Origin of the sequence: Acinetobacter albensis (assembly GCF_900095025.1) — a bacterium.
GTDB classification, from domain to species: Bacteria; Pseudomonadota; Gammaproteobacteria; order Pseudomonadales; family Moraxellaceae; genus Acinetobacter; species Acinetobacter albensis.
Genome location: NZ_FMBK01000010.1, coordinates 1 through 22,003, shown reverse-complemented (window position 1 = coordinate 22,003; position 22,003 = coordinate 1). Strand labels below are relative to the sequence as shown.

Sequence of the window (22,003 nt, the reverse complement as noted above, 5' to 3'; positions counted from 1 at the left end):
TTTGAGGATAACTGTGTGGAAAATAAACAGGATAAAGAGCACCAAAGCGCTGAATGGATTGGCACTTGGAGTCGGTTTATTCGCCAAAAACCTTTTACTCAAGGTGCACAGAGCGAAATAGACAGTGACATCATTGAACAAGTACTCGAAGCAATTCAAAATGGCAACAGCTGTATTCCCGCAACGCAAGCACAAGTCGATACACTGCAAAATTTAGTGATTTGTGCTGCTGATGCTTCCCAAGAGCAAGAGATTGCTCCTTTTGTATTTGATCAGCAGCATTTGTACTTGTATCGTTATTGGATATTGGAACATGCTTTGGCTGAACAAGTGGTCCGTTTAAAACAGCAAACGATTGACCCAATTGATATCGGCGATTATTCCAATCTCTTGAGCGATGAACATCAAATTCGAGCTTTACACATGGTCGCCAGACAGGGCTTAAATATCATTACAGGCGGGCCAGGTACAGGAAAAACCTATACTTTGGCTCGCATAATTGCGGTACTGAATCAAGCCATACCGAATATTCGAATTGCGATGGCTGCACCGACAGGTAAAGCCGCACAGCGGATGAAAGAAGCACTACAGCATTCTTTTAATGATAAAAAATTGCAAAACTGGGTCACCAATGATTTAAAACAACTCAATCCTGTGACCTTGCATCGTTTATTGGGTTTGAACAGCAATAATCAGCCACGTTTTCATGCTAAACAACCTTTGCCATATGATGTAATAGTCGTAGATGAAGCCTCAATGCTAGATTTGGGTTTAGCGCAAATGTTGTTTGCGGCTGTGCCTGAGCATGCTCGTTTAATTTTATTGGGTGATGCCGATCAATTGGCTGCAGTAGATGTGGGTTCTGTATTGGCGGACTTACAACAGGTCGCTGCTTTAGCAGACAATCGTGTCAATTTACTGACCAGTCGCCGTTTTAAAGAAGGCGCTTTAATTGGGCAAATGGCACAATTCATACAGCTGCAAGAATTTACTCAAAGCCATGTAGCATTATTAGAAAAATTCTCCAATCAAGTGGTTGGCCCAACCCAAATTGAAACCATGAGTTTAACGCCTGAAATGGAAGACCACATTCAATGGGAATATCTAACAGAAGATACGTCCAAACCAGTGGATTGGACGCCTTATTACGACAAGCTTATGTTCGGTTATCAAGACTATATTGAAATATTAAAAAATTATTTAACTGCAGATGAGCCTGAGTTATGGATGAGTAAGGTTCTGAAATGTTTCGATGATTACCGTATTTTAACTGCTATTCGTCATGGGAATTTAGGTTTAAGGCAGCTAAATCAACAGATTGAGCAACGTCTGCTGGCCAGTTTATCTCTATTCATGCTAAAGCAGGGAGATTGGTATGTTGGACGTCCCGTCATGATGACCTATAACGATTATCAGCTTGGGTTATCGAATGGTGATATTGGTATTTGTTTTAAACGCAATCGAGAAGGCCAAAGCCAGTTTGAGGTATATTTTCCTAGTTTAGACAAATGGGTTCTTGCGACACGCTTACCTAAAAGTATTGAAACTGCTTTTGTGATGACTATTCATAAATCACAAGGTTCGGAATTTACCCATACCGCAGTGGTGCTTGACCGCTCTGCCAAGAATTTGCTGAGTAAGGAGTTGTTGTATACTGCGATTACTCGTGCCAAGAGGGGACTCACTTTGCTGGTGGATCAAGATGCTTTTATACAATCGTTGACTCATCGGAGTTCGAGAACCAGTGGCTTATTAGATAAAATTAACAAAATTTCTAATTGTTAAGATTAATTAATTAATATCGACTTTTGTACGAAAAAGCTTACACCAATTCGAGAAATTAGCGCATAGAGCTTTAGCTATGTTTTTGAGATGATGGCCTCACATAAAAACTCAACACGGAATGTTGAGCATAATCGCCATAACAGAATAAAAAAGGTCGAGAGACAGCGAACTTACAGTGAAGTAAGGAAAAGAGGAAACTTACAGCCGCTAAGCCTTGTAGTTTTGGGAGAGACTACAGGGCTTTTTTATATCTAAAAATAGCCTTATTTTATAAAATGATTTGCAAAACCTTATACCTTAAAATAAAAATCAGATGCGACTTTCTATTTTTTAGTTGAATCAGAATGCTGAAAAGAAAGCATGGTTTATTTTTTATTTAGTCTTTGTATTCTAATAATATTTTTTAAATATGTATTGGCATTTGAAACAAAAAATTAAAAAACGTACGCAAAAGCTTACACAAAGATACGTAAAAGTCGTCTTTTCTACATAATCCTTTATGGCAAAATGTATCACAGAGGGAAGGATATGTTTAAACATGGATGGTTTAAAACAAGAATCGCGAGAACGCGTCATATCATGACTATAAATAAAATAATAACAATTAAAATATAAGAAAACTACAGCGCAAAAAAGCCCAAGCTTGCTTGGGCTTTTTTTATTTAAAATAGAAGCACATTAAAGACTTAGACTAAATCTGTTTCTGTACGATCGGTTGCAAAAAGCGAACGACGTTGATTTTTAGGAATTTTTGGACAGTTGGTTGAAATTTGATAAAGCGTTTTTGCCAATGCGGGTAAATGTGTACCCACCACTGATTTCCCTGTGTTTAATAGGGAAACACTAATATCACGCTCAGGATCAGCCCAACATAAAATATTTGAAAAACCAATATGCCCAAAAGCTTGCCCTGTCATTGGTCCAAATAAACCGACTGGATTACTGCCAAGCATGGGTCCTAAAGCATAGCGCATAGGTGCTAACAAGGTACGATCGAGGCTAATGCCAGAAGTCGGTAGAGTAGAGCGAAACACAGTTTGAGCACTCATGATTTGTTTGCCTTGATATTCCCCTCCACTTAATAGCATTTCAAAAAAACGACCTGCTTGTTCCGCGCTGGTATAAATATTGCCTGCGGGACAAATGGAGTCCATAAATCGGCTGTCATTGGTCACATCGACTGCAAGTTGTAAACCACCTCCTAACACATGATTTAAATAATGATCTGTGCCTAAACGTGGGTGTAAACCAGTTGCATAATTTAAAGCTACATCTGCACGATATTCAGGTTTTAAACCGTAGTTGAAATAATCTAGACCCATCGGTTTTTCAATTTGTTCATGCAAAAATGCTTGAACACTTTGTCCTGTGACGCGCTGAACAATTTCACCTAAAATATAGCCTGCAGTGACTGCATGGTAAGCCAGATGATTACCTGAGGGTGAAACAGGTTTAGCTGCATAAAGAAGTTTTAAAATTTTTTCTTGGTCAAACAGCAGCTCTGGCGTAACTTCACTTTCGATACGGGGAATACCACCACGATGAGAGAGTAAATGGAAAATGGTGGCACGACGTTTACCATTTACTCCATATTCAGGAATATAATAGCTAATCGGATCGAGTAGATTGAGATCACCGCGCTCATCAAGCATATGGATCAACATGGCGGTAATCATTTTCGAGGCGGAAAATAAACACACAGGCGTGTCTGGCGTTCCGATTTTGGCATCAGATGCGAGGCCATTGGGTGAATTTCCTTGTGCATAACCGATGCTACGATTTAAAACAATCTGCCCTTTACGACGTAAACATAAGGTGACTAAAGGGTAATTTCCTGTTTTATATAAATTTTCGACACTATTCCAAATATTTTGAATTTGTCTTTCGGTCATGCTCCCCAAGTCAGCTGCGACTTCGTTTTTAGTACGAATCACATGATTGAGGTCATTCGGTACATAACAGGTATTGGTTGATAAAATTTTCACATTCCCTCGCAATTTTTTCATTTTTTTTGTTTCTGTGATCAATGATTGAACATAGATGAATATAATTTTGCCAATTTTATTACAGATTGTCAGCTGCCGAATTGCCCGCGAACATAAAACATTTTTGCAATATAGCGATAGATCACTTAAAATAGGCGACTTGCTGTAGTGATGCACGGCAGTCAGAGTTTTGAATTCTCATTACTTTGATTTTTATCAATATAAATAAGCATCTCGGAGAAATCGAATGGCTTTAACAAATACAGATCGCGCAGAAATCGTTGCTAAATTTGCTCGTGCTGAAAACGACACTGGTTCACCTGAAGTACAAGTGGCTTTATTGACTGCTCAAATCAATGATTTGCAAGGTCACTTTAAAGCACACAAACACGATCACCATAGCCGTCGCGGTCTTATCCGTATGGTTAACCAACGTCGTAAGCTTCTTGATTACCTTAAAGGTAAAGATGCTACTCGTTACACTGACGTGATTGCTGCTTTAGGTTTACGTCGTTAATTCGATTAAACTTATTTTTCGGACGATTGCATTTTTGAATGCTTTCAGACTGAAAAACAAAGTCTGCCTCGCTTCGGCTAGGTAAAAGGGAAGGGGCGAATGTTTCGCTCCTTCTTTGTGTCTTTAATTAGTGTTTTTAAAAAATCTGGTGAAGTCGGCTTCTAAGCTTTGTCATTTATGCTTACATTTGAGTAATGTGAATGTCAAACCTTAGGGGTCTCCACTAGAATAAAATCGGGAAACAAAAATACATGTCGATGTTTAATATTATTCGTAAAGAATTCCAGTACGGTCAACATACAGTTGTACTTGAAACAGGTCGTGTCGCGCGTCAAGCAAACACCGTTGTGATTACAATGGGCGGTGTAACCGTTCTTGTAGCAATTGTTGCTCAACCAAAAGCAAAAGCGGGTCAAGACTTTTTCCCACTGACTGTGAACTATCAAGAAAAACAATATGCTGCTGGTCGTATTCCAGGTGGTTATGGTAAACGTGAAGGTCGTCAGTCTGAAGCTGAAACTTTAATTTCACGTCTTATTGACCGTCCAATTCGTCCATTGTTCCCAGAAGGTTTCTATAACGAAATCCAAGTAACAGCGACTGTTGTTTCTTCTGATAAGACTATGGATGCTGACATTGCTGCAATGATCGGTGCTTCAGCTGCAATGTCAATTGCGGGTGTTCCTTTCCGTGGCCCTATCGCAGGTGCTCGCGTTGGTTTAATCAACGGCGAATATATTTTAAATCCAAACCACGAACAGCTGAAAGAGAGTGATCTTGATCTTGTGGTTGCAGGTACTGAATCTGCGGTACTAATGGTTGAATCTGAAGCGAAAGAACTTTCAGAAGACCAAATGTTAGGTGCTGTACTTTTTGGTCATGATGAAATGCAAATTGCTGTTCAAGCAATTAAAGAATTTGCAGCTGCTGCTGGTGCGGTTGAATCGACTTGGGTTGCACCAAGCAAAAATGAAGCGCTTCTTGAACAATTGAAAACTGCTTTTGAAGCAAAAATTTCTGAAGCGTATACCATTGCTGTAAAACAAGACCGTTATGCGGCACTTGATGCACTTTATGCTGAAGCAGTTGCTCAATTCGTCCCTGAAAATGACGAAACTGGTATTGCTGACGAAGTGAATGAATTATTCGAAGATCTTAAATACCGTACAGTACGTGACAACATTTTGTCAGGTAAGCCACGTATTGATGGTCGTGATACCAAAACTGTTCGTGGCATTGACGTTCAAGTGGGCGTATTGGGTCGTGCACACGGTTCAGCATTGTTCACACGTGGTGAAACTCAAGCGTTGGTGACAACGACTTTGGGGAACACACGTGATGCCTTGATGGTCGATACATTGTCTGGTACGAAAACTGACAACTTCATGCTTCACTACAACTTCCCTGCATACTCTGTGGGTGAAACAGGTCGTGAATCTGGTCCTAAACGTCGTGAAATTGGTCATGGTCGTTTGGCACGTCGTGGTGTTCAAGCGGTACTTCCACCTGCTGATCGCTTCCCGTATGTGATCCGTATCGTATCTGATATTACTGAATCAAATGGTTCATCTTCAATGGCTTCTGTATGTGGTGCTTCATTATCACTTATGGATGCGGGTGTTCCACTGAAAGCACCAGTTGCAGGTATTGCAATGGGTCTAGTGAAAGAAGGCGAGCGTTTCGCAGTTCTTTCTGACATTTTAGGTGATGAAGATCATTTAGGTGACATGGACTTTAAAGTAGCCGGTTCTGCAAACGGTATTACTGCGCTTCAAATGGATATCAAGATCGAAGGTATCACTGAAGAAATCATGGAAGCTGCATTGAACCAAGCGTATGCGGGTCGTATGCACATCCTAAACGAAATGAACCAAGTAATTTCACGCGCTCGTCCTGAAATTTCGATGCATGCACCAACCTTCCAAGTGATCAACATCAACCCGGATAAAATCCGTGATGTGATTGGTAAAGGCGGCGCAACGATTCGTGCCATTACTGAAGAAACTAAAGCTGCAATCGATATCGAAGATAACGGTACAGTTCGCGTATTTGGTGAAACGAAAGCTGCTGCTGCTGCTGCGGTTGCAAAAATTCAAGCGTTAACGGCTGAAATTGAACCAGGTACAATTTATATGGGTAAAGTGATCCGTATTGTTGAATTTGGTGCATTTGTAAATATTATGCCGGGTACGGATGGTCTACTTCACATTTCTCAAATTTCGAATGAACGTATTGCCAATGTTGCAGACGTTTTGAAAGAAGGGCAGGAAGTGAAAGTACAAGTTGCTGACGTCGACAACCGTGGTCGTATCAAGTTAACGATGAAAGATATCGAACAAGTATAATTGTTGCTTGTTTTAAAAAAACCCGCGTAATGCGGGTTTTTTTAATTTAAAGTAAATTGAAATGAGACTTAAAGATTGGATTGCTTAAGTTTTTCTCTCAGCTCATACTTTTAAACTGAATATGATAGAGCTGAACAGCAGAAAACCTATCCAATAAACAAAAAACATGATGAGAGAATTGTTGAAATGCAGGTTTATTACTTCTATTTACATCCGACAGAACATCATGTTTTTGTGCAAAAAGAAAAAAATGAAGCGCTTGAACCTGAATTTGTTTGGATTGAATGTACCCGAGAAGATGTGGTCAATCGTGCAGAAGTGTGGCAAACAGAACTCTTTCCCCATAGCCATTTTTGTTTAAATGAATTTCATGTCAAAGATATTTTGAATTTAGAGCATCCGTGTGTATTAGATAGTCTGGATGACTACGATTTACTGATTTTTCGTAAATTGATTACTCCAGATGATGAAATCAAAGCGGATGATCAAGCCATTGAACAGCACGAAAAATTGTTTGGTTTAGCAACTACACCGATTAGCTTTATTGTTAATTCACAGGTACTTATTACTGTTCGTGAACAGGGCAATAAAGCAGTAGAAAACTATATTTCCCGTCTTGAAATTCACTTTAGTCGTTCTGCTCAAGAACAAAGTAAACCTCGAAAGCTTCCAGCTACGCCTCTTGATTTATGTTTACGTTTACTCAATAGCATGGTGGATGGTTACTTAGATTTGCGTGTACCATTGACCCGCAGAGTCGAATTTTGGCAACAGGAATTGTTGCAGGGGCACCGTCGCTTTACCAAGTGGAATCAGTTATTACAAGAAAATATGGCTTTTCAACAAGTCGAAAATCTCTGTGAAGAGCAGATGGATGCCTTGCAAGAGCTGCGAGATGAAATTGTAGATAATTATCCACATTTAAAAGGCAAAAAAAAGTCAGAACGACAAGATATCATGTTGGTTCGGATGAATGATTTGGTGAGCCATATTGAGCGAATTCAAAAGCATACCATGCGGTTGCGGGCATCTATTCAAGCTGCAATTGATCTACATTTTTCGGCAATTGCCAATCAGACCAATGAAAATATGCGAATTCTGGCCATCATTACCGCGATTTTTGCGCCTTTAACTCTATTAACGGGTATTTATGGAATGAACTTTGAATTTATTCCAGGTTTAAAATCACCCATCGGATTTTGGAGCATGTTGATGATCATGCTGATCACCACGATTTTATTATTGTATTACTTTTATCGCCGACATTTGGTCGGACGCGGTGAAAGAAGCGTGATTGATCTTTTGGCACAGCAGCATAAAGGTCAACACGTCAATTTACTTTGGTTTCTTGAGTATGAACCAATTAAACAATCGGTTAAAGACACCATGAAAGAAGTTGAGAAACTCACCAAATTAAAGTAAAGCTTTCCCGTGATAGAAAAGCGTTACCTTCAACAGATTATATTTTAAGACATCCTGTTTGTGTTTAAGACTCAAACAGGATCACTTTTAAGAAAGAGGACTCGACTGAGTGGTCTGTGTCAATATTTTATAAATTTCATCTTTCATTTTTAGCTTTTTACGCTTCAGCAATTCTATGTCATCATTAATTAAATTGACGGGATTCAGCTCAAGCTGGGTAATCTCTTTATCGAGCTCTTCATGATGTTCAAAGATTTTGGCAAAATGTGGATCATCATGTCGAAGTTTCTGTATGAGTTCCTGATGTTCAGGAAACATTTTTTTTATCTTTTTATTACATTCTTTAGTTTTCATAGGCCTAGATTATTCTCACTGGTTGAATAATAAAAATAACCTGTACGGCTCATTTAAAACCGTACAGTGGGTTTAAGCGACTTCATTACGCATCTTTAAAATTTGAATGTCTGACTTGTTTACGCAATTGTTGAACTTCATCAATTAAATCAAGCATCATGGCGACAGCAGAAAAGCTGGCATCGAAGTCACGTTGTAAACGATAGGCGCGGCGTGCACGCGATACATCATCGCCAAAAAATTGATGAATCCGTTCTTCAGGACGGGTATTTAAAATATCATATTCAAGAAGTTGCAAAATCCATTCAGGACTTTGGCCACAAGCATCAGCAAAATGCTTTAAGTCAAAAATGTGATGCTCATCGACAATTTCGGCATGATTAAATCCATCACTGATAATTTCACGATAACGAATAGTGGTCATGATTCTTCTCCTTAAGCATTGCGCGGCTTAAATGCTGAAAAAGCTTCTGCGAAAGCTTGGTAAGCCTGCTGGTCATGTTCATTTTGCACTGTTGGATAGACAATATTTAACACAAGGAAGAGGTGTCCTGATGTTTTATTTGGTATCCCTTGGTCTTTTAATCGTAATTGTTGGCCAGTCTTGCTGTTTTTAGGTAAATTTACCTGAACTTTTTTTCCTGCAGGGGTGAGGATTTCAATGCTTTGTCCGAGTGCTGCTTCCCAAGGTGTCACAGTGATAGTGGCATAAATATCGGCACCTTCGACTCGCATCTGTTCTGTATTTTTATAATGAATTTCAATGTAAAGATCACCATTTTTCCCACCATTTACACCCAATTGTCCTTGCCCTGACAAACGAATGTGCTGACCTTCTTTCATACCTTTTGGAATTTTAACTTGTAAAGTTTTACGTTGGACTTCAGGTTCGCCATAAGCATTTAAGGATGGAATTTGTAAAGTAATTTGCTGTGTAGCACCTTCATAAGCAACCTGTATATCGACTTCGATACTGGCATGTTGATCTTCACCCGCATAACTGCGTTGTTGTTGTCTTTGCTGATTTTGATATTGGTAATTTCCTCCTCCAAAGCCTGAACCAAAGCGTCCAAATAAGTCCTCAAAACCACTAAAGTCAGACGACTGCTGATGACCACCTTGACGATAAAATTGTGCATCATCATAACTGCCTGCACCACTTTTAGACCCGCCTGTTTGCGAAAATGCTTCAGGATGATCAAGTTGAAAATCGTATTCGTTCTTTTTCTCAGCATGACTTAAAGTGTCATATGCTACATTAATGGCTTGCATCTGTTCTTCAGCATTGGCTTCTTTACTGACATCAGGATGATATTTTCGTGCCAATTTACGATAGGCTTTTTTAATTTGATCAGGCGTGGCATCACGGGGGATACCTAAGGTTTCATAATGATTTTTAGGCATAAATTAAAAAGCCGTCATTGATTATATTTTAATCATTATTATGCTTTTCATCAAAATGCAATAGTGTAGATCTGTACCTTATTGTTTCAAATCATAACAGGGTGTTACTTCAAAATGGCATCGTCTGATTTTTTAATTATCTATAAAGAGAGGAATTTCAGTATTAATATAAATCTGAATGAGTTCTTTATCTCTAATTCTAACTCTACCCAATTTAAGAGGATTCAGCTTTCATAGCACGTTTATGTTCAAACATTTTTTTATCTGCTTCTTGAGCGGCATTTGTCAGCCCTTGACTGGGATGACGCATCGCAAAACCGATTGCAGCACTAATATCGGCTTGTTCAAATCCATGCATTACCCGCTTTAACAGTGTTTTTGCGCCGACCTCATCAGTTTCAATACTTAAAATAACAAATTCATCGCCACCTAGACGGGCCACAACATCGTTTTTACGTGCAGTCTGGCGCAGTAGAGAGGCCGTGTGTTGAATTAATGCATCTCCTGCAACATGTCCTTGCTGATCATTCACTTGTTTAAGATTATTTAAGTCAATAAAGAAAACTGCGGCAGCATGCCCATAGCGTTGACAGCGCTTTTCTTCGGCATACAGTAGTTTTTCCCATGCTCTACGATTATACAATCCGGTCAAAGCATCACTTAAAGCCTCAGCTTCTAAGCGTTCACATTGACGTATTTTTTCATTTTCACGCAATTCAGCTTGAAGAATATGGCTGAGTAAATTACCAAACAATTCGATCATTTCAAGATCTTGGGTAATTTCTTCAGATTTGGGTTGAGGGTCAATTGCACACAAGGTTCCAAATAAACTGCCATCTTCCTTAATTAAAGGCTGCCCAATATAAGATTTAATGCTGACTTGTTGGTTAATCGGAGCACTGGCATATAAGGGTATATCTTCTGAACGCGGGGCTATTTTAGGCGCTTTACCGGTGACCATATGTGAACAAAAGGAATCTGCCCAGCTGAATACTTGTCCTGGCTTTACATCATAACCATGATCTTCACTTTGTAATACAATCCAGTCGTTACCTTCTACGCGCGTAATCATCCATAAATTAAACCCAAAGCGCTGATAGAGGAATTTTAAAATGGCTTCCCCAGCATCTTGAAACCCTTTAAAATTACTATTGTTCATCCAATCCAGACCTTTGGTGCTGATCTATAAAAATTTATTTTTATAGATCAAATAAATAAAAAATGTTTGAGAATATTAAAACCAATTTCATATAGAAAGGCGATGGGAATAAACAATTTAGTCACAGAACATCATTCGAATAAAATCAAAAAAATACATAGCGTTACATATACTTGATGCATTAATTTTATCATTAAATTAGATTTTTAGCGCTATACTTTGGTTTAATAATTATTCAATTTATTTCATCACTCATGATAAAAAATAGACCAAGCAAAATTGAAATGAGTTTTATATAGCGGTCATTATTTAAGTTATAACAGGGTATGAGCTTATATTTTTAATCCTTGGGTGATGCAATAGGATTGTTTAAAAGATGGATTTTAATTGCAGCAACTTACTCAAAAAGTGATGGCTAAAATCACTTTTTGAGTGGAATGATTGGACTAACTTAAGTGTTTACCAAATAAACCTAAAGCTTCTTCAGCAGTAAAACTATAGCGCGTACTACAGAATTGGCAATCCATCGTAATTGGATTTTGAAATTCCAGTGTTTCACGTACAGCATCTATGCCAATTTGCTCAAGCGCAGTGGCACAGCGTTCTTTAGAGCAGGTACAACCAAATTTTAATTGTTCCACTTCAGGTAAACGTACATCTTCTTCGTTGTATAAGCGGTAGAGAATTTCGGTTGCCGTTAGATCAGTCAGCTCTTGTGGTTTTAAAGTTTCTGTCAACAGGGTTAAGCGTGGCCAAAGATCTTCATCTACGCGTTGCTGTTCTTCTTCACTATTTCGAGGTAATAATTGAATCAGTAAACCACCTGCACGTTCTGCGCTACTGGCTAAAACAATTTTGGTCGGAATTTGTGCAGATAAATCATAATATTGCATTAGACAACCTGCTAAAGAGTCTTGCTCAAGTGCAACAATACCTTGATAACGTTCGCCAAATTCAGGTTCGATATTGATAAAGAGTACTGGATTAACCAAAGATTTTAATACGGTGCTGCTATTTTCAGCCTGAAAGAAACGAGGGTCTTCTTCATAGTCTGCCGATGCACGTAATTCACCTAAATGATTACATTCTGCCATCGCCCATTTGAATGTACCTGCTGCTTGAATTTGTAGGCTAATACGACCTTTAATTTTCAGTGTGCTGGCAAGCAAGGCAGTTGCAGTAAGCATCTCACCTAATAAAATCTGGATGGCTTGAGGGTAGTCACGCTGAGCGAGAATCGTTTGTAGCACATTTTCAATATGTACCACTTCACCACGCACTGGACAATTTTCAATATAAAAGCGTTGACGTAATTCAGACATAAATTTCTCCAATAGCCCGTGTTAATGGTGTCTATATGATAAAACACAAGCTAGTTAATTTCATCAGGTGAAACATCGGTGCGTTGATGTAAGGGATGACGTAAATGTGCGCTGCTGGTTTGTTCACGAATATGAGCATCACTTTCAAATAAATGCTCAAGTTCTGCGAGTGCATTTCGGTGCGTTTCGTACATCTTTTGTTCATCTGTATAGACGCGTTGCTGTTGGGCCAAGAGCTTTTCGTCGTAATCGCGGAACAACTCCAGACTTTTAAATGCATCTGCTTCACTAACACCTAATTCACGCAAAGCACGATAAGCCATATCCAGTGAAGACAAATATGTTTCGCGCCAAATATGTTCGACACCTAAGTCACGTAGTAAGTGGACATGATGACGATCGCGTGCACGGACTAAAATTTTTAAATCTGGATAATTTAAACGAATATGTCGTGCCACATTCATGGAGTCTTCAATATCATCAATGGCTAAAACAAATACTTTGGCGTGTTCAATACCGGCAGCGCGTAAAATATCGGGTTGGGTTGCGTCACCATAATATAAAGTACCGCCATAATTTCGTACAAAATCAACTTTTTCTAGATTACTGTCAATTGCGGTAAAGGATTGATGTTGCAAATGTGCAATACGTGCAATGATTTGTCCAAAACGGCCAAATCCAGCAATAATCATTGCATGATGTATATTCGGAATTTCATCATAGATCGGTGATTTTTCTTGATCGATCAGTGGAATAACCCATCGATTGATGAGCCAATACAACATTGGAGTGAGCACCATGGAAAGGGTCACCATGAGCGTTAACGGTTCTACGATGGCCTGACTCAGAACTTTTTCACTCGTGGCGACTTTAAACACCACGAACGCAAACTCTCCTCCTTGTGCCAAGCAAGTCGCAAGCAGCAGACTATTGCGCCAAGAATATTTTAAATAACGTGCAACCGCGGTCAGAGTTACACTTTTAACCAGCATTAAAAGCACAGCGCCGCCTAAAATGAACCAAGGCATCTCCACCAATAAAGACAATGGGGTGGTCATTCCTACGGTCATGAAAAATAGACCCAGCAGTAAACCTTTAAATGGTGCAATACTGGCTTCAAGTTCATGCCTAAATTCAGAATCCGCCAGCAATACTCCTGTTAGGAATGCACCAAGTGTAGTGCTAATTCCCAGCACATCCATGAGGACGACTACACCCAAAACAATAAATAAACCCACTGCTGTGATGAGTTCATGTGCACCACTTTTGGCGACGAAGCGGAAAAAGGGACGCATCATGTAACGGCTAAATAAAAATAATCCACTAAAGGTCGCAATAATTGCTGCGAAATAAGCAACGCCATGATGTGTTGATTCACTGCCTGCCAATAACGGAATAATGGCCAATAACGGGATAGCAGCAATATCTTGGAACAATAAAATAGAAAATGATTGCTGTCCAAAGGTGGTATTCAATTGTTGTTTTTCTGACAGTAGCTGTAAAACAAATGCAGTAGATGATAATGCGAGTGCTGTCCCAATAATAAAACTGGCTGCAAGACTTTGTTGTAATGCAAAAAAGGCTACAACAGCCAAAATTATTCCAGTAATACCCACTTGTAGACTACCCATTAAAAAAATGGATTTACGCATTTCCCACAACCGTTGTGGACGAAGCTCTAGGCCAATAATGAACATCAATAAAATGACGCCAAATTCAGCTAGTTCTTGAATTGCTTCAGGGTCATTGGCCATGTTAAGGACGCTAGGACCCAGCAAAATACCTGTAAATAAATAGCCGAGTACCGTCGCAATTCCAAAGCGTTTGGCTAAAGGAACCAAAATCAGGGATGCACCAAGAAAAAGCGTAATCTGCAATAAGAGCGACATTAGTCTTTCCTAAAATTTATTTTCATTTTAAACAATATTTCACTCAGCAAATGTTGAACTTAACTCAATTCCTGAGGGTCTATATCTAGGGTCAGTTTCATGGTTGATGGCTTTTGATGCAACATATTTTGCCACCAAGCGCGAATATAAAAATGTAATCGGGCACGATCTACGGATAACAGCACCATATGCGCCTGATAACGACCCGCTTTACGTTCCATCGGGGCTGGAATAGGCCCCCAAATATCAATTAGATTTTCAGAACCATGTTTTAACACTTGAGCGTGTTGTTGTAAAAATTCTTGATTTTGTTCCTGACTTTTAGACTCGCAACGAATGAGGACCGCATATCGAAAAGGCGGTAAAAGTGCAGCTTGCCGTTCTTTTAAAGTTTGGTGAGCAAAATGACGGTAATCTTTGTGAATTAAAGTATTCAGTAATGGATGATCTGGTCTTAAGGTCTGTAAATAGACTTCACCTTTATGTTCCCCACGTCCTGCACGACCTGCTACTTGTATAATCAGTTGTGCTGTACGTTCGGTGGCACGAAAATCGACACTGAGTAAACCTGAATCAATATCCAGAATCGCCACCAAAGTCACGTATGGAAAATGATGCCCTTTGGCCAGCATTTGAGTTCCCAGTAAAATAATGGGTTCACTTTTTTGAATTTTGTCATAAATTTTTTGCCAACTTCCAATCCGGCTGGTGGAGTCACGATCTACGCGAATGACATCAAATTTTGGAAATAACTGTTGTAAGTGTTCTTCAACCTTGGCTGTTCCCATGCCAATTGATTTGAGCTCAGTATGCTTACATTGTGGGCAATGCTCTGGCATACGATGAATACTGCCACAATGATGACAATGTAAATGCTGGTAAGGTTGACGGTGTACCGTAAAATTAGCATCGCAATGTGGGCATTTGGCTTGCCATGCACAACTCTCACAAATCAACACAGGTGCATAACCCCGTCGATTTAAAAACACCAAGACTTGTTCTTTTTTATCTAAACGTTTTTGAATTTCATCAATTAAGGTTTGACTCATGCCGTTTTGTTTTTGCGCAATTTTCAAATCAATTAAATGAATTTTTGGCATGAGCGCAACACCTGCGCGCTGATTCAATTCTAAGTTGGTCATTTTGCCCGAACTGACCAGCGCATAACTTTCAATACTCGGTGTGGCTGAACCTAAAATAATGGGGCAACTGTGTAAGTGTGCACGATACATTGCTACATCGCGCGCATGATAGCGAAAACCCTCTTGTTGTTTAAAAGATAGATCATGCTCTTCATCTAAAATAATTAATCCCAAATTAGGCAATGGGGTATAAATAGCTGAACGTGTTCCCAAAATAATGGAAGCTTTGCCTGTCTGTGCTGACTGCCAAGCTTGTAAACGTTTTGAATCATTCAGTCCTGAATGTAACAGTACAATATGGCCATGGAAGCGCGACTGAAAACGGCTAATGGTTTGTGGGGTCAGTCCAATTTCGGGCACTAAAACCAAAACCTGTTTGCCTTGTTTCAGAACTTCTTGCATGACTTGTAAATAGACTTCGGTTTTACCACTGCCAGTTAAGCCATCCAGTAAAAAAGCCTGATATTTATTTTGTGCTTTTAGAATGTGTTGAATGGCTTTCTTTTGATCTTGATTGGGGGTCAATGGCATTTGAGCCAATGTCACGGACTGGGGCCGAAAATCTTGATTTTCCAAGACACATTCAATAATGATTTTTTTTTCTAAAGCTTTCAGCGTGGCAGTTTCAATACCTGCTAAATTTAAAATATTCTCTGTGGTGCCTGATGGGTGTAATTTCAGAATTTTATAGGCATTTTGTTGTTTTTCTGAACGTGTTACTTTGGCTTCAGCATTTAAGTCCAAAACCTTCCAGATGCGTGCCAATAAATTATACGGTTTACCCTGACGTAAAAAAGCAGGTAAGGCACTTTGAAAAACTTCACCTATCGGGAATTGATAATATTGTGCTGACCACGTTAATAAACTTAAAATTTTTGCATCTAAAATAGCCTGTTCATCCAGCAATTCGCTAATCGCTTTAAGTTTAAAGCGTGGGTCGATAGGAGTGTCATTGCTTAATTTTTCAACAATAATGCCGACCAGATTTTGACGTCCAAATGAGACAGCAACACGTGCACCTACTTCTGCCTGCTGATATTGTTCTGCGCTTAGCATGTAGTCAAAGCAGTCATAGACAGGTACTGGCACTGCGACACGAATGCGATAAATACTGGATAAAGTCGAGGTTGAATTTGGCATAGATAAAGCTTAAATAGTCCTGATCAAATTCCGTCGTGCTATCGAGAGAGTTATGTTAGAGTGAGCAATCATTTATATCTCAGAATATGAATGATTTTAGTGGTCAGACGCAACAGCGCTGAAGCAAATTTTGGAAAATTAGAGCATTACAATGCCTGCATATCAATTTACTGCCATTGATGCTTCAGGGAAGCAGCAAAAAGGCGTTTTAGAAGGCGATTCAGCCCGTCAAATCCGTCAGCAGCTCAGAGACAAAGAACTCATTCCTGTCACGGTTGATCCTGTTGAACAAAAAGATAAACACCGATCGCAAGCGTGGTTTCAAAAGAAAGTGACTGCTTATGATTTGGCCTTATTTACGCGTCAACTCTCAGTTTTGGTGGCAGCATCTATTCCATTGGAAGAGGCACTTCGTGCCGTAGGCAAGCAAAACGAAAAAGCCCATGTGCAAAATTTATTGATGTCAGTTCGTTCCAAAGTGATGGAAGGGCATTCATTGGCGCATGCCTTGCAGCAATCTGGGCGTCTACCTGATTTGTATATTGCGACCATTGCCGCAGGTGAGCGTTCGGGACATCTGGATTTAATTTTAGACCAATTGGCAGATTACACCGAAAACCGCTTTACCATGCAAAAGAAAGTGCAAGGCGCCATGATTTATCCAATTATTCTGATGCTGATGTCCTTTGCGATTGTAATGGGTCTGATGACCTATGTCGTGCCTGACATTGTCAAAACATTTGATCAAAATAAAGATGCACTGCCTTGGATTACCGTGGCTTTAATGAAAGCCAGTGATTTTATACGGGTGGCATGGCCATTTTTATTGGTCGTCAGTGTGGTCGGTTCTATTGTTTTGCTTCGCTTTTTAAGAACCTCGGCTGGGCATTATGCATTTGATCGTTTAACACTCAAACTGCCATTATTTGGTAAATTATCACGTGGTATAAATGCTGCACGTTTTGCCAGTACCTTGTCTATTTTGACTAAATCTGGCGTACCTTTGGTGGACGCACTTAAAATTGGTGCAGCAGTCAGCAACAATTGGGTGATTCGTGATTCAGTCAATTTAGCCGCAGAAAAAGTCACTGAAGGTGGCAATTTGGCGACGCAATTGGAGCGCAGTGGTTATTTCCCACCGATGATGGTACAAATGATCAAAAGTGGTGAAACGTCTGGAGAGCTAGACCGAATGCTAGAACGGGCTTCAACCATGCAGGATCGAGAAGTTACGACCCTTATTTCAACGTTATTGGCTTTACTTGAACCGATTATGTTGGTGGTGATGGCCAGTATTGTTTTAGTGATTGTGATTGCGGTCATGCTGCCAATTGTGAATATGAATAATATGATTTAACCCATTTTATAAAGATAAAGATTTTTGCGAGAGAGTTATATGCAAGCTAAAAAATATCAAGCGAAGCAATCAGGATTTACCCTCATTGAAGTGATGGTGGTGATTGTCATTTTAGGTGTTCTGGCTGCCCTGATTGTGCCAAATGTTATGGGTCGTGGCGAGAAAGCAAAAGTTGATACCTCATCCATTACTCTAAAAGGGATTGCAGGTGCTTTAGATCAATACAAACTTGATAATGGTCGATATCCTTCGATGCAAGATGGCGGTTTAGATGCTTTAGTGAATCAGCCTGCTTCTGCAAAAAATTGGTTGCCAGGTGGATATGTAAAAGGTGGTTATCCAAAAGACAGTTGGGATAATGATGTTCAATATGTAATTCCGGGTGCTGAAGGTCGTGCATTCGATTTATATTCTTTTGGTGCTGATGGTCAAGAAGGCGGTGAAGGAAATAATGCCGATATTTATTATCAACCGTAATTTAAAATCATCATGTCTTTTAAATAAGTCTTATCACTTCACTTTATTTTTACCTCAATACTAAGTGAAGTGATAATAAATCTTAATTCTAAAATAGGGGTTAAGTTTATGAATTTTAGAATAATGATATAATAGTAGAGGTTTGAGAGTTATAATAAGAATTATTCCCATATTTGATAGTTACAATATTGATTCTTTATGAAGATAAATAGACTTTTTATTTATTAAAAAGCTTGCATAATGTTCTTAGTGGCAAAAAAAGCCTTTGGAGGATGGAATGAAAGCATTAATATTATCGGATGAAATTAATCAATTTCATTGGGCAATGCTCAAATCTATTCTTTTAATTTTGAGCTTATTGCCGATGGCTCAGGGTATTTTAACCCTCTGGAATGCGACAGAAGGCAGTAGCCAAATTATGGTGGGCTTTTTTGCACTGAGTGTATTTAGTGCGATGTCAGTTTTGTGCTTCTGGTCGGCATTGCAAGCAACAGTTTTAAAATTAAAACAACCACAGATTTCAGCGCTAGAGCATGTTGTGGTCAAAATGTATGGCTATATTCCAATGCTCTTTTTGGCGAGCATGCTGTCTTATTTGGTCACTCAGCTTTAAAAAGAAGAATGTTTTAAGTTTATTAAATTAAAAAACCGAGATATTGATCTCGGTTTTTTAATTGCTTTTAAAGCAGTTGAAAGCAATGATTAGCGTCGTGATTTAAAGGATACATCTACTTTACGTGGGCGATAGATCCAACCCAGAATTAACAATAACAAAGAAAACCCCAAAACTGGCCAATCACTTAGACGCATATACAGGGTTTTACCTTGCATAGCTGGCAGTTCACCACGTAAAACAGTTGCTTGATCGATTGGTGCTTGTTTCACAATATGGCCATGATGATCAATAAAAGCAGTCACACCCGTATTTGTGGCACGAATGAACCAACGTCCATTTTCTTTAGCACGCATTTGTACCATTTGTAAATGCTGCCAAGGACCTGCTGTACCCGTAAACCACGCATCATTGGATACTGTGACCAAATAATCGCTTTGGCTGGCGTTACGACGGGTCAGATTTGGATAAGCGACCTCATAACAAATGGCCGCACCCAAAGGATGGTTTTTAACATTTAAAGGTGGCTGATGGTTTGCACCACGTGAAAAACCGCTCATTGAAGGGTCATTTTGTAGTGCAGGAAGTACCCAGCTAAGCCATCCAGATAATGGAATGTATTCACCGAAAGGCACCAAACGCTGTTTTTTATACAGACCACTCGATTCATCACCCGAAGCCATGATGCTGTTGTAGTACATCGGATGTTGCTCGATATCTGATTCTTTCAAATCCCAATATGGAATACCTGTAACCCATGCTGTTCCAGATTTTTCGGCCTGTACATTCATGGCATCTAAAAAAGGTTGAATATCAGTTTGGAACATTGGAATAGAGGATTCTGGCCAGACAATGAGGTCACGTCCCCATTCTGTTCGACTTAAATTGGCATAAATCAGTAAAGTTTTAACTTGGTATTCGGTTAGCCATTTTAAATCTTGCGGAATATTGCCTTGAATAAGAGAAACAGAAAGTGGCTTTTCATCTTTTTCTTGTACAAAGTTAAGAAATGAAGCACCCCAAGCACCTAACAAGATAAGGACTGAAGGCACAATCCAAAATAGACGTTTATTGAGAATTTCAACTAATGCACAGGCCAGTAAAATGACCGCAAACGAAACGCCAAAAATTCCAAAGAGCGGGGCATAATTGTCTAAGAAGCGTTCAGTAAAAGCATAACCTGCAAATAACCACGGAAATCCAGTAAATACCCAAGTTTTAATCCATTCAAAAAACACCCAAAGCGGTGCAAAAGTGAGGGGTGTTTCTGGGAAAAAGCGACGATAGATCCACGTTTGTAAAGCAGTGAACAGACCCATGAGCAAGGCCATGAATGCAATCATCAGAACGCTTAAAAATGCACTGGTATCGCCATAGACGTGTATAGAGGTATATAACCAAAATGCACCCACAAACCATAAACCAAAGCCATAGGCCCAGCCTATTCCAAAGGCTTGTCGTGCAGAACGTTGACGTAATGAGGCATACAGTAGAGCTGGAGACAGCAGTGCTAGCCACCAGTAATAATAAGGCGCCAAAGCAAAACTAAAAATAGCACCTGAAAATAGTGAAATTAAAAAAGGATAAATAAAAGGAAGCTGCTTTTGTGTTTGAGATGAATTTAACAGCTTATGAAAGTAAGTTCTCATTTACGGACAGCTCGAATCAGATGAATAGTACGTGCATCTGCTTCTAAAATGGTAAATTGCCAATTTTCAAGCTCAATAATCTGACCCTGTAAATCGCTCACCAAGCCCATTTCTTGAAGCAATAAGCCGCCCACAGTTTCTACTTCATCATCAGAAAATTCAGCATCTAAAATATTATTAAAGTGTTCAATTGGTGTAAGTGCCTGAACAAGCCAAGTATTGGCTGTTTCAGGATCATGATCAGGAATAATGAATTGAGCTTCTTCATCTACAGTGTCATGCTCATCTTCAATTTCACCGACAATTTCTTCTAAAATATCTTCTAAAGTGACTACGCCAGAGGTTGTGCCATACTCATCAATCACCACCGCAATATGGGTTTGAGTGTTTTTGAGCATACGCAGCACTTGGTCAGAACGTGCACTTTCAGGAACAAATAATGGTTGTCGCATTAAAGCACGAACATCTACTTTATTGCTTTGTTCTGTCAAAAAAGGCAGCAAATCTTTTGCCAGTAAAATACCGACTACATTATCGGGTTGATCAGATGAAAAAACGGGGAAACGTGAATGTGCAGATTCGACCAATACATGCAAAATATCCAATAACTGATCATCTTCTTGTAAGCTAATCATCGACGTTCTTGGGGTCATGACCTCACGAATTTTAGTTGCGGGAAGGTCAAGTACACCTTCTAACATTGCAACAGTATCGGGTTCTAAAAAACGACGTGAATCTTGTACTAATTTTAGCAGTTCGTCGCGAGTTTCGGGTGCGGTGCTTAACCATTTACGTAAGCCGCGCATGCCCCACGACGGGCCTGATTCCTCGTGCATGATTTTTCCTAAAGAGGCTGAAGAGCAAAAAAATAAATTTTATCATACCCGAGAAAATATAGATGTCTATCTATAAAATAATGCAAACGGATGAATGTCGTAGTCATGGTTTAATTTCATATTACAGTCTTTTTTTGTAAAAGATGCTAAATGAGTTTATGTTAAAATAGTTGCGATTTTTAATACCGAGTTTAAACATGTCTGAACCGCTTGTTATACCTACGCTACAAATCAATACACGGGGATTGCGTTGCCCTGAACCTGTAATGATGTTGCATCAAGCGATTCGTAAGTCAAAATCGGGCGATGTGGTTGAAGTCTTTGCAACAGACAATTCAACTTCATGGGATATTCCAAAATTTTGTATGCATTTAGGTCATGAATTATTATTACAAGAAGAAGTATTCGATGAAGTAGGCAACAAAGAGTTTCATTATTTGGTGCAAAAAGGCTAGTTTAGACTATTTCATTCTTTTTGAGATACCCATAAAAAACCCCCTCTTAAGGGGATTTTTTATGGCTAATTACATCTTCGGATATGAGAACTTGCGGAATATATTCCTCATTCGAAAGATAAGACAGGGGAAACAGCGTTTTCCGCTGTCGC

18 protein-coding genes are annotated in these 22,003 nt (G+C 39.3%); 8 read left to right on the top strand and 10 right to left on the bottom strand.

Going from position 1 to position 22,003, the window contains the following annotated elements; translation table 11 throughout:
* Positions 1-15: 15 nt before the first annotated feature.
* Positions 16-1,785 carry an exodeoxyribonuclease V subunit alpha gene (gene recD, locus GA0116959_RS09385; protein WP_171256900.1) on the top strand — a complete coding sequence of 590 codons (1,770 nt, stop codon included), beginning with the start codon at positions 16-18 and terminating at the stop codon, positions 1,783-1,785.
* A gap of 686 nt (positions 1,786-2,471) precedes the next feature.
* Here recD and GA0116959_RS09380 read toward each other — a convergent pair.
* Entirely contained in the window at positions 2,472-3,770 is a 1,299-nt protein-coding gene (locus tag GA0116959_RS09380) for a serine hydrolase domain-containing protein (protein ID WP_092720561.1), read from the bottom strand.
* Positions 3,771-4,017: 247 nt separating this feature from the next.
* Between GA0116959_RS09380 and rpsO the strand changes: the two genes are divergently transcribed.
* From rpsO to GA0116959_RS09365, 3 genes are all read left to right on the top strand, one after another.
* Complete coding sequence (gene rpsO, locus GA0116959_RS09375; RefSeq protein ID WP_053578909.1) at positions 4,018-4,287, top strand: 30S ribosomal protein S15; 270 nt, start codon at positions 4,018-4,020, stop codon at positions 4,285-4,287.
* Between the two features lie 257 nt (positions 4,288-4,544).
* The gene (pnp, locus tag GA0116959_RS09370; RefSeq protein ID WP_171250359.1) at positions 4,545-6,632 is read left to right on the top strand and encodes a polyribonucleotide nucleotidyltransferase; all 2,088 of its coding nucleotides are present in this window, start codon (positions 4,545-4,547) and stop codon (positions 6,630-6,632) included.
* Positions 6,633-6,818: 186 nt separating this feature from the next.
* Complete coding sequence (locus GA0116959_RS09365; protein ID WP_092720494.1) at positions 6,819-8,054, top strand: magnesium transporter CorA family protein; 1,236 nt, start codon at positions 6,819-6,821, stop codon at positions 8,052-8,054.
* 87 nt (positions 8,055-8,141) lie between these two features.
* Here GA0116959_RS09365 and GA0116959_RS09360 read toward each other — a convergent pair whose 3' ends face one another.
* The 7 genes from GA0116959_RS09360 to GA0116959_RS09330 form a co-directional block, all read right to left on the bottom strand.
* Positions 8,142-8,408 (bottom strand): HP1242/YdcH family protein, encoded by a 267-nt coding sequence (locus GA0116959_RS09360; RefSeq protein ID WP_053578906.1) that lies wholly within the window; start codon positions 8,406-8,408, stop codon positions 8,142-8,144.
* An 85-nt stretch (positions 8,409-8,493) separates the two neighbouring features.
* Complete coding sequence (locus GA0116959_RS09355; RefSeq protein ID WP_053578905.1) at positions 8,494-8,832, bottom strand: chaperone modulator CbpM; 339 nt, start codon at positions 8,830-8,832, stop codon at positions 8,494-8,496.
* Positions 8,833-8,843: 11 nt separating this feature from the next.
* Positions 8,844-9,812 (bottom strand): DnaJ C-terminal domain-containing protein, encoded by a 969-nt coding sequence (locus tag GA0116959_RS09350; protein ID WP_092720492.1) that lies wholly within the window; start codon positions 9,810-9,812, stop codon positions 8,844-8,846.
* A gap of 214 nt (positions 9,813-10,026) precedes the next feature.
* Entirely contained in the window at positions 10,027-10,971 is a 945-nt protein-coding gene (locus tag GA0116959_RS09345) for a sensor domain-containing diguanylate cyclase (protein ID WP_092720490.1), read from the bottom strand.
* 446 nt (positions 10,972-11,417) lie between these two features.
* Complete coding sequence (hslO, locus tag GA0116959_RS09340; protein ID WP_092720489.1) at positions 11,418-12,293, bottom strand: Hsp33 family molecular chaperone HslO; 876 nt, start codon at positions 12,291-12,293, stop codon at positions 11,418-11,420.
* A 50-nt stretch (positions 12,294-12,343) separates the two neighbouring features.
* Positions 12,344-14,182, bottom strand: coding sequence for a monovalent cation:proton antiporter-2 (CPA2) family protein (locus GA0116959_RS09335; RefSeq protein ID WP_092720487.1), 1,839 nt, complete (start codon positions 14,180-14,182; stop codon positions 12,344-12,346).
* A gap of 59 nt (positions 14,183-14,241) precedes the next feature.
* Complete coding sequence (locus GA0116959_RS09330) at positions 14,242-16,464, bottom strand: primosomal protein N' (RefSeq protein ID WP_092720485.1); 2,223 nt, start codon at positions 16,462-16,464, stop codon at positions 14,242-14,244.
* 151 nt (positions 16,465-16,615) lie between these two features.
* Between GA0116959_RS09330 and gspF the strand changes: the two genes are divergently transcribed.
* The 3 genes from gspF (at position 16,616) to GA0116959_RS09315 (ending at position 18,911) form a co-directional block, all read left to right on the top strand.
* Positions 16,616-17,821, top strand: coding sequence for a type II secretion system inner membrane protein GspF (gspF, locus tag GA0116959_RS09325; RefSeq protein ID WP_092720483.1), 1,206 nt, complete (start codon positions 16,616-16,618; stop codon positions 17,819-17,821).
* Between the two features lie 39 nt (positions 17,822-17,860).
* Positions 17,861-18,298: a type II secretion system major pseudopilin GspG gene (gene gspG, locus GA0116959_RS09320; RefSeq protein WP_053578898.1), complete on the top strand. Its 438-nt coding sequence runs from the start codon at positions 17,861-17,863 to the stop codon at positions 18,296-18,298.
* A gap of 277 nt (positions 18,299-18,575) precedes the next feature.
* Entirely contained in the window at positions 18,576-18,911 is a 336-nt protein-coding gene (locus GA0116959_RS09315; protein WP_092720481.1) for a hypothetical protein, read from the top strand.
* 89 nt (positions 18,912-19,000) lie between these two features.
* Here the strand turns inward: GA0116959_RS09315 and lnt are convergent, their stop codons facing one another.
* Both lnt and GA0116959_RS09305 read right to left on the bottom strand, forming a co-directional pair.
* Positions 19,001-20,560 carry an apolipoprotein N-acyltransferase gene (gene lnt, locus GA0116959_RS09310; RefSeq protein ID WP_092720480.1) on the bottom strand — a complete coding sequence of 520 codons (1,560 nt, stop codon included), beginning with the start codon at positions 20,558-20,560 and terminating at the stop codon, positions 19,001-19,003.
* Complete coding sequence (locus GA0116959_RS09305; RefSeq protein ID WP_053578895.1) at positions 20,557-21,396, bottom strand: CorC family transporter; 840 nt, start codon at positions 21,394-21,396, stop codon at positions 20,557-20,559. The genes lnt and GA0116959_RS09305 overlap by 4 nt, the downstream gene beginning before the upstream one ends.
* A 197-nt stretch (positions 21,397-21,593) precedes the next feature.
* Here GA0116959_RS09305 and tusA point away from each other — a divergent pair, with 197 nt between their 5' ends.
* Positions 21,594-21,851, top strand: a complete 258-nt coding sequence (tusA, locus tag GA0116959_RS09300) for a sulfurtransferase TusA (RefSeq protein WP_092720479.1) — start codon at positions 21,594-21,596, stop codon at positions 21,849-21,851.
* The last annotated feature ends 152 nt before the right edge of the window (positions 21,852-22,003 follow it).

What these genes read in the sequence shown, in the direction of transcription:
- rpsO (WP_053578909.1), top strand. Translation starts at nt 4,018, where the DNA reads ATGGCTTTAACAAATACAGATCGCGCAGAAATCGTTGCTAAATTTGCT.
- pnp (WP_171250359.1), top strand. Translation starts at nt 4,545, where the DNA reads ATGTTTAATATTATTCGTAAAGAATTCCAGTACGGTCAACATACAGTT.
- GA0116959_RS09365 (WP_092720494.1), top strand. Translation starts at nt 6,819, where the DNA reads ATGCAGGTTTATTACTTCTATTTACATCCGACAGAACATCATGTTTTT.
- GA0116959_RS09360 (WP_053578906.1), bottom strand. Translation starts at nt 8,408, where the DNA reads ATGAAAACTAAAGAATGTAATAAAAAGATAAAAAAAATGTTTCCTGAA.
- GA0116959_RS09355 (WP_053578905.1), bottom strand. Translation starts at nt 8,832, where the DNA reads ATGACCACTATTCGTTATCGTGAAATTATCAGTGATGGATTTAATCAT.
- GA0116959_RS09350 (WP_092720492.1), bottom strand. Translation starts at nt 9,812, where the DNA reads ATGCCTAAAAATCATTATGAAACCTTAGGTATCCCCCGTGATGCCACG.
- GA0116959_RS09345 (WP_092720490.1), bottom strand. Translation starts at nt 10,971, where the DNA reads ATGAACAATAGTAATTTTAAAGGGTTTCAAGATGCTGGGGAAGCCATT.
- hslO (WP_092720489.1), bottom strand. Translation starts at nt 12,293, where the DNA reads ATGTCTGAATTACGTCAACGCTTTTATATTGAAAATTGTCCAGTGCGT.
- GA0116959_RS09335 (WP_092720487.1), bottom strand. Translation starts at nt 14,182, where the DNA reads ATGTCGCTCTTATTGCAGATTACGCTTTTTCTTGGTGCATCCCTGATT.
- GA0116959_RS09330 (WP_092720485.1), bottom strand. Translation starts at nt 16,464, where the DNA reads ATGCCAAATTCAACCTCGACTTTATCCAGTATTTATCGCATTCGTGTC.
- gspF (WP_092720483.1), top strand. Translation starts at nt 16,616, where the DNA reads ATGCCTGCATATCAATTTACTGCCATTGATGCTTCAGGGAAGCAGCAA.
- gspG (WP_053578898.1), top strand. Translation starts at nt 17,861, where the DNA reads ATGCAAGCTAAAAAATATCAAGCGAAGCAATCAGGATTTACCCTCATT.
- GA0116959_RS09315 (WP_092720481.1), top strand. Translation starts at nt 18,576, where the DNA reads ATGAAAGCATTAATATTATCGGATGAAATTAATCAATTTCATTGGGCA.
- lnt (WP_092720480.1), bottom strand. Translation starts at nt 20,560, where the DNA reads ATGAGAACTTACTTTCATAAGCTGTTAAATTCATCTCAAACACAAAAG.
- GA0116959_RS09305 (WP_053578895.1), bottom strand. Translation starts at nt 21,396, where the DNA reads ATGCACGAGGAATCAGGCCCGTCGTGGGGCATGCGCGGCTTACGTAAA.
- tusA (WP_092720479.1), top strand. Translation starts at nt 21,594, where the DNA reads ATGTCTGAACCGCTTGTTATACCTACGCTACAAATCAATACACGGGGA.